The sequence below is a fragment of the Chromatiales bacterium genome (assembly GCA_020445605.1).
GTDB lineage: Bacteria > Pseudomonadota > Gammaproteobacteria > JAGRGH01 > JAGRGH01 > JAGRGH01.
Genome location: JAGRGH010000034.1, coordinates 1 through 5759 on the forward strand (window position 1 = coordinate 1; position 5759 = coordinate 5759).

Consider the following 5759-nt stretch of genomic DNA (forward strand, 5'->3'; position numbering starts at 1 on the left):
ATGATGGCGTCCATCGCGCCCAGCAACTCGCGGTGCACCTTCTTTTCGCCATCAATTGAAACCCGCTCCCGCGCATGGGCACGGATCATCGCAATGCCTTGGGCTCGCTTGTTTGCATACTGCATGGTTGTTCCCTTAGAGGGTTTCGGCCGCCGCCTTGCGCAGCGTCTCGACCAGGGGGCCGATCTTGCCGCGCAGCTCTTCGCCGAGGTTCGAATAGGCCGGGTCGGTGTCCAGGGCGCACACGATGTCGGCCAGCGGGGTGGCGTTCTTGCGTGCCGTCTTGCCGTAGACGTCGGTGTCGACGTGTTTCTTCGTCACCTTCGCCTTACCGGCTTGCAGCATGCGGTCGCGGGCCGCCTTCAGCTTGTCGGTCGCCTTCTTGCCGTGCCTGCGAACCGTCTCGACCGCCAGCGACGCGGAAACCTCGCCGTTCTCCACCATCTTGCGGATCGGGGCCGGGGCCGACATCACGCCGAGCAGATCGTTGACATACTGCTGGGTGCAACCGCAGCGGGCCGCGATGGCGGCGACGTCCAGGCCGTAGTTGACGAGACGCTTGAAGACCGTTGCCTTCTCGAACGGGGTCAGCGGCTTGCCGTCGTTGGATCGAATCAGCTCGGCGGTCAGGTCTTCCAGGTTCGCACCCTGCGGGGCGACGACGACCGGGACCAGTTCGATTTCGGCACCCTTCTCGATCGCGCGGCGGACGGCCTTCAGGCGCCGATGACCGTCGTAGACGAAAATGACGTTCTCGTCGCCTTCCTTGGCCACGTAGCCGGCCAGAGGCTTGTGTTGCTTGAAACCCTCGCTGACCATCGCGTCGGCCAGCTCTTCGATGCCGGCGGCGAAGGCTTCGTCCTCGATGCGCACGTTGAAGCCGGGGATCTCGCGGAGCTGGTCGATCGGCACTTGCCACAAGTCGCGGGACTTGGCACTGACGCCGCTCATGAATTTCTTGGTGGAGCCTTCGACCAAATCGACTTTGAAATCGGCGGACGGCATTTCGGGCTTGCTCATGATCTGTTTCCTCGTGATTTTAAAAGTTACTTTGCAGCAGTGAATCGAGATTACCGCTCGATAGCGAGATTACCGCTCGATAGCGAGATTACCGCTCGATATCGGGGTTCAGAGTATAGTCGTTCTCGACGACTTTCCAGTAGCGTTTCGAGCCGGCCGGGAACCCGTCGTTGATTGCGTTCGCAATTCGCCGCATTTGCGGTTCCGGAAGTTCCGGGATATTCAGGAATTTCTCGTCCGGGTGATCGCTGCTGAAGTTGTTCGTTTCAACGATTCGTGCCATTACAAGTTTCTCCGTTCAAATGAATTCAGGGCTCGAAGCCGGGTTGCAGCTCGTAGTCGTCCGCGACGACTTTCCAGAAGCGACCCCAATCCTTCGGGAAACTCGCGTTGATAGCGTTCGCGACGCGCCTTGCGTGTGGCTGACTCATCGTCGGCAGGTCGACAAATTTCTCGTCCGGGTAATCGCCGCCGTGGTTGTCCGTTTCAACAATTCGTGCCATTGGTCATGATCTCCGCTGTATGTGGATGGATCGCTCAAAGCTCGTCGTCGTCATCTTCGACGGCCGGGACCGGGGTGGTAGCGGCTTTCCCAGGTGGCGAACCCTTTTGAAATTTCAAGGGAGAATCGAACGACCGCGACTCGTTCGGCCCGGCCCACGGGGGCAGGGTTTCCCCGAGTGCTCGGCGGATACGCCGTCGTGCCAGGCTGATGGCGACCGCTTGGAACTTCGCGTCGGCCAGGGCGTTGTGGGCGGCTCCGACTGACGGGATTGAGTGAAGTTCCAGACCAGCGTCGTCCACGGTCGTGCGCATGTCACGAATGTTCTGGTAGCTCCACGGGATTGCGAGCGAGACAGTGCCGTTCACGTAGGCATGTTCGAGGATGGTGATATCGAAGCTCGCCCCGTTACCCCACACTCGTGGACCGATTGTCTTGGATCGGATGAGTGCTGCCAGCTCGTCTAGGGCAGTCACGAGGGGGACTTTCTCGGACGTCTCACGGAACAGGTCCAGCCATGCCTCGGTGCGGATGCCCCATGTCACCGTCGACCCGCTGACAGTTCCGGCACGAACCGCCGAATCGATGGTGACTTCCTTGTAGAACTCGATTCCGAGCTGCCCGGTGTCCCGGTTGAATTGAACGGCGCCGATCGACAGGACGGCGGCCGAAAACTTCGTGTCCATCGTTTCGATGTCGATCGACCAGTCGCGCAGGTCACTTCCGAGTTTGATTGAACTCATGGTGAGCCCCTATCGCGTGAAGGGCAGGGGCACGCCCTTGCCGTCCGTGGTACGCCGAGCTGCGAGCAGATCCCGGACGCCCTTGTAGATCGCTTCCTTGCTTTCCAGGGGTAGCGCTGCGAATTCATGCGGGAAGCCATCCGTCGCCCACGAAGACAGGGTGTTCTCGCGGCATGCGTCGATGATCGGCTGAGTGACCGGGAAGACGTGGCGACCCGCGTCGGTGCAGTGGTATTGGCCGTTTTCGACGTCGAAAGATCCGGTGATGCTCGGGTCGTCGATCAGCTCGACGTGAACGACATTGCCGACGAAGGTCGTCACTTTGAATAGATGGTACGGGCTACCGTGGCCGGATAGGTTGTGCGACTGCACGGCCACGGTGTCGCCGACTCTCAGTCTTGAAAGGAAAAGTTTGTATGCGGGGCTCACAATTCATCCTCATCATCGGTTTGGGCAGTGCTGCCCACGGGTGCGCTCCCCATTTCGGAGAAGAGCGCCAAAGTCACTTTCTTGAATTCGGTGGCGAAGAGCCAGGCCAGGCCGGCGAGATCCGCGGCCTCGTCACTGTCGCCCATGTGATCTGCGACGCGGGCCGCCGGGAGCTGGACACGTTTGAAAATCAACTTGTCGTTGACGATCAGAGTGCACGTCAGCTCGTCGGCATCGATCGAGGAATAGCCGTCCTCGAAGAAGTCCAGGCCCAGCTCGTGCACCTGGTACTCGTCTTTCAGCAGCGTTTGCACTTCCTCGCTGCCGATGGTCCGATCGCGGATTCGGATCGTCTCTTTGTCGGCACCCTTGAGGACCGCGGCGTCGGTGGCCACGAAGCGGGCACCTTCGGGGTCTTGCTGCGCGATTCTGGTCAGCACGTCGACCGGGTGTGACTGCGGGGTCATGAGTGCCGGGCGCCAGTCGTTGTCATCGGCGAACACCTGGCCGAGCAGGTCGATCGCCTCTTGCGATTTCTTGTGGGAGCTGGTGCAGGTAATCAGGATGTTCGGGGTGATGATGAAGACGGGCACGATCGATCGGCGAATGAACGCCTTGGGCAGCAGATCGAAGGTCACGTCGTCTTTCAGTTGAGCGTATAGCTTCCGATTGACCTTGTAGCCCTGGCGCTCTTCCAGTTCGGCGACCCGTTTGGCAACGTGCTCATCACGCACAGCGCCGGGAAGAATGCGTTCGTTGAATTGAACGAAGAAGAGCCACGCCGACCCCTGGAGATCCAGGTAGAACTCGCCCCCTGGCAGCTCGACGAAACCCACGGTGTACCAGCTCCCGCCGGTGGGGTCTGTCGATTGTCTGCCGTTCAGGCTTTGTTCGAAGAATTCGAAGCTGTCGCAGAAGCCATCGGGTAGCTGGTAGGCAATGAAATTTCTGAAGTTTTTCGGAGTCATCCTTAATTTCACCAGTGGTTGAATCTATATCGAAAGTCATAACCGCATTGAATGGAACCGGAAGACTCAATGCGATCGTAACCAAATAACTTGCGAGCGTATGTCGGACGTTTGGCTTGAAAAGTGACTTAGTTCACAGCACCCAGCGTCCGAAAATCCCCTACCTGGGATGGGGCTTTTTGCTTATGCATTGCATAGCTCGCACTGTGCCCTTGTGCACTGCGGGGTGTCAACTACTTTTGGGCGTAGCGATCAACCAACGGTGGAACTTCCGATGAACGGTCGGCGAGATCGGGCGAGGTCGACGAAGTAAGCGCGCGCCGCTTGAGATCCGGCCGGCTTTCCAAAGTAGTGCGGCAGATTCTTTTTCAGTTGAAACCCTGGCCACGGGGAACGGGCGAGGTTGCCAAAGTAAGGACGGGAATTTCGAAACTCACTTGGCTGGCGGCCGGGTGTAGAGCTGGTCGGGTGCTCGATGCGATCGGGACTCCCGTATACGTGCGGGCGCGGGTGTGCACATGCGTCTATTGATGCGCCGAGCTGGCCCGAGCTGGCCCGAGCTGGTCCGAGCTGGCCCGAGCTGGCCCGAGCTGGCCCGAGCTGGCCCGAGCTGGCCCGAGCTGGCCCGAGCTGGCCCGATGGCCCGAGCTGGCCCGCGCTGGCCCGATGGCCCGATGCCAGAAAAAAGCACGACCGTGCTGTGCACCTGGAGCGCGAACTTTTCCGCACGAGCGTGCTTTTGTGTGAGCTGGAAAGGGCCGATGGCCAGAAAAAAGCACGATCGTGCTGTGCACCTGGAAAGCGGGTTTCTGTGAGCTGGCCCGCCAGTGTGACGTCCACGGGCCTTCGGAATGGTCGACGGATCGGCGCCCCGCTCGATTGCCTGGAAACCCGCGTCGACGCTGGCGTGGCGCCCCGCTGGCGGGCCTCTTTTCCTGAGCTGTGAACGGCCGATCCGTGGCCGATGGCGTGGACCGTGAAAAAGTTGTTGCGTCGACGGTTTGGATTGAACTACATTACGTACACCGTTCCACAAACGGTTGAACGGAGAACCCTAGATTGATCCTCGGAGGATGCAGCAATGGCACATGAACTGAGCAACGTGAACGGTCGTTTCGAATGCGCATATGCAGCGGGCCAGCCCGCCCCTTGGCACGCTGGTGTGACCGATCCGGAATACTTCGACGCGTCGACGGCCGATGGTGCCACCGTGGCCCGCGCCAGCGGGATCGAATGGGAAATCATGGCATCGCCTGTCATGTACCGTGGCCCGGAAGGCTATTTGACGGACGAGACGTTGAAAATGCAGTTTCGGTCCGACAATGGCGCCCCGCTGGGCGTTGTCGGCGCGGCATTCCAAACGACTCAGCCGAAAAACGGTTTCGACACGATGCAGCGGATTGTCGACGCTACTGGCGCACAATGGGACGCTGCATTCTCGCTCTTCGGCGGTCGAAAACTCGTTTTCCAGGCGAAATTGCCTGCAGCCGGTATCCAAGTGAAGGATGGCGACGTTTCGCATTCTTACGTGACTTTCGCCTATGCCTGCGATGGCACGATGCCCCGCAGTATCTGGTTTTCCGAAGTTCGTGCCGTTTGCAATAACATGCTCCGGTATTCTTTCGGCGCGGCTCAGAAAGACAAAATGTCTCGGCTCTTCCGCCAATCCCACAAAACCGAATTCAATCCGGATGCGATCGTCGACGCGATTGGCATTATTGAAGAGGCCCGCGCCGAGCAATTGACCGTGTTGCAGGCAATGGCCCGTGTCGAGCTGGAGTCGAAAGATAGCCAAGAATTGCTTGCGCGGATTCTCGGAAAGCCTTCGATCGGCAATCGCGACAAAGGCGACGATGGCGCCCCGAAAATCAGCAAACCCGAGCAAGAAATTCTGCGTCTATACGCTGGCGATGCACGGGGCGCCGAGATGGCAGGAAAAACCGCTTATGGCCTGTTGAACGCTGTCACGGAATACACAGACCATCATTACGGTCGCAGTGCCGATGCACGGATCAATTCCATGCTTATGGGACCGAATGCCCAGCTCAAAGATAAGGCGTTCTCAGTTCTCGCCGAGCATACGCGCGAATGCACGGG

Annotated in this window: 7 protein-coding genes; 1 reads left to right on the top strand and 6 read right to left on the bottom strand. The window is 59.4% G+C overall.

Annotated features, from left to right (window positions below):
- Positions 1-135 precede the first annotated feature (135 nt).
- The 6 genes from KDG50_07120 to rdgC form a co-directional block, all read right to left on the bottom strand.
- On the bottom strand, positions 136-1020 hold the full coding sequence (locus tag KDG50_07120; GenBank protein MCB1865186.1) for a hypothetical protein: 885 nt from the start codon (positions 1018-1020) through the stop codon (positions 136-138).
- A gap of 88 nt (positions 1021-1108) precedes the next feature.
- On the bottom strand, positions 1109-1303 hold the full coding sequence (locus tag KDG50_07125; protein ID MCB1865187.1) for a hypothetical protein: 195 nt from the start codon (positions 1301-1303) through the stop codon (positions 1109-1111).
- A 25-nt stretch (positions 1304-1328) separates the two neighbouring features.
- Positions 1329-1523 (bottom strand): hypothetical protein, encoded by a 195-nt coding sequence (locus KDG50_07130; GenBank protein ID MCB1865188.1) that lies wholly within the window; start codon positions 1521-1523, stop codon positions 1329-1331.
- A gap of 34 nt (positions 1524-1557) precedes the next feature.
- Positions 1558-2265 (bottom strand): 3'-5' exoribonuclease, encoded by a 708-nt coding sequence (locus tag KDG50_07135; protein MCB1865189.1) that lies wholly within the window; start codon positions 2263-2265, stop codon positions 1558-1560.
- Between the two features lie 9 nt (positions 2266-2274).
- A complete protein-coding gene (locus KDG50_07140; GenBank protein MCB1865190.1) occupies positions 2275-2643 on the bottom strand; it encodes a hypothetical protein in 369 nt (122 codons plus the stop codon).
- Between the two features lie 47 nt (positions 2644-2690).
- The gene (gene rdgC, locus KDG50_07145; GenBank protein MCB1865191.1) at positions 2691-3662 is read right to left on the bottom strand and encodes a recombination-associated protein RdgC; all 972 of its coding nucleotides are present in this window, start codon (positions 3660-3662) and stop codon (positions 2691-2693) included.
- 1081 nt (positions 3663-4743) lie between these two features.
- On the opposite strand from rdgC, the gene KDG50_07150 reads away from it, so the two are divergent.
- Positions 4744-5759, top strand: a 1016-nt coding sequence (locus KDG50_07150) for a DUF932 domain-containing protein (protein ID MCB1865192.1), incomplete at its 3' end; no start/stop codon positions are given.

Bases quoted from the DNA above. Each gene is read 5' to 3' on its own strand.
- KDG50_07120 (MCB1865186.1), bottom strand. From the start codon at position 1,020: ATGAGCAAGCCCGAAATGCCGTCCGCCGATTTCAAAGTCGATTTGGTC.
- KDG50_07125 (MCB1865187.1), bottom strand. From the start codon at position 1,303: ATGGCACGAATCGTTGAAACGAACAACTTCAGCAGCGATCACCCGGAC.
- KDG50_07130 (MCB1865188.1), bottom strand. From the start codon at position 1,523: ATGGCACGAATTGTTGAAACGGACAACCACGGCGGCGATTACCCGGAC.
- KDG50_07135 (MCB1865189.1), bottom strand. From the start codon at position 2,265: ATGAGTTCAATCAAACTCGGAAGTGACCTGCGCGACTGGTCGATCGAC.
- rdgC (MCB1865191.1), bottom strand. From the start codon at position 3,662: ATGACTCCGAAAAACTTCAGAAATTTCATTGCCTACCAGCTACCCGAT.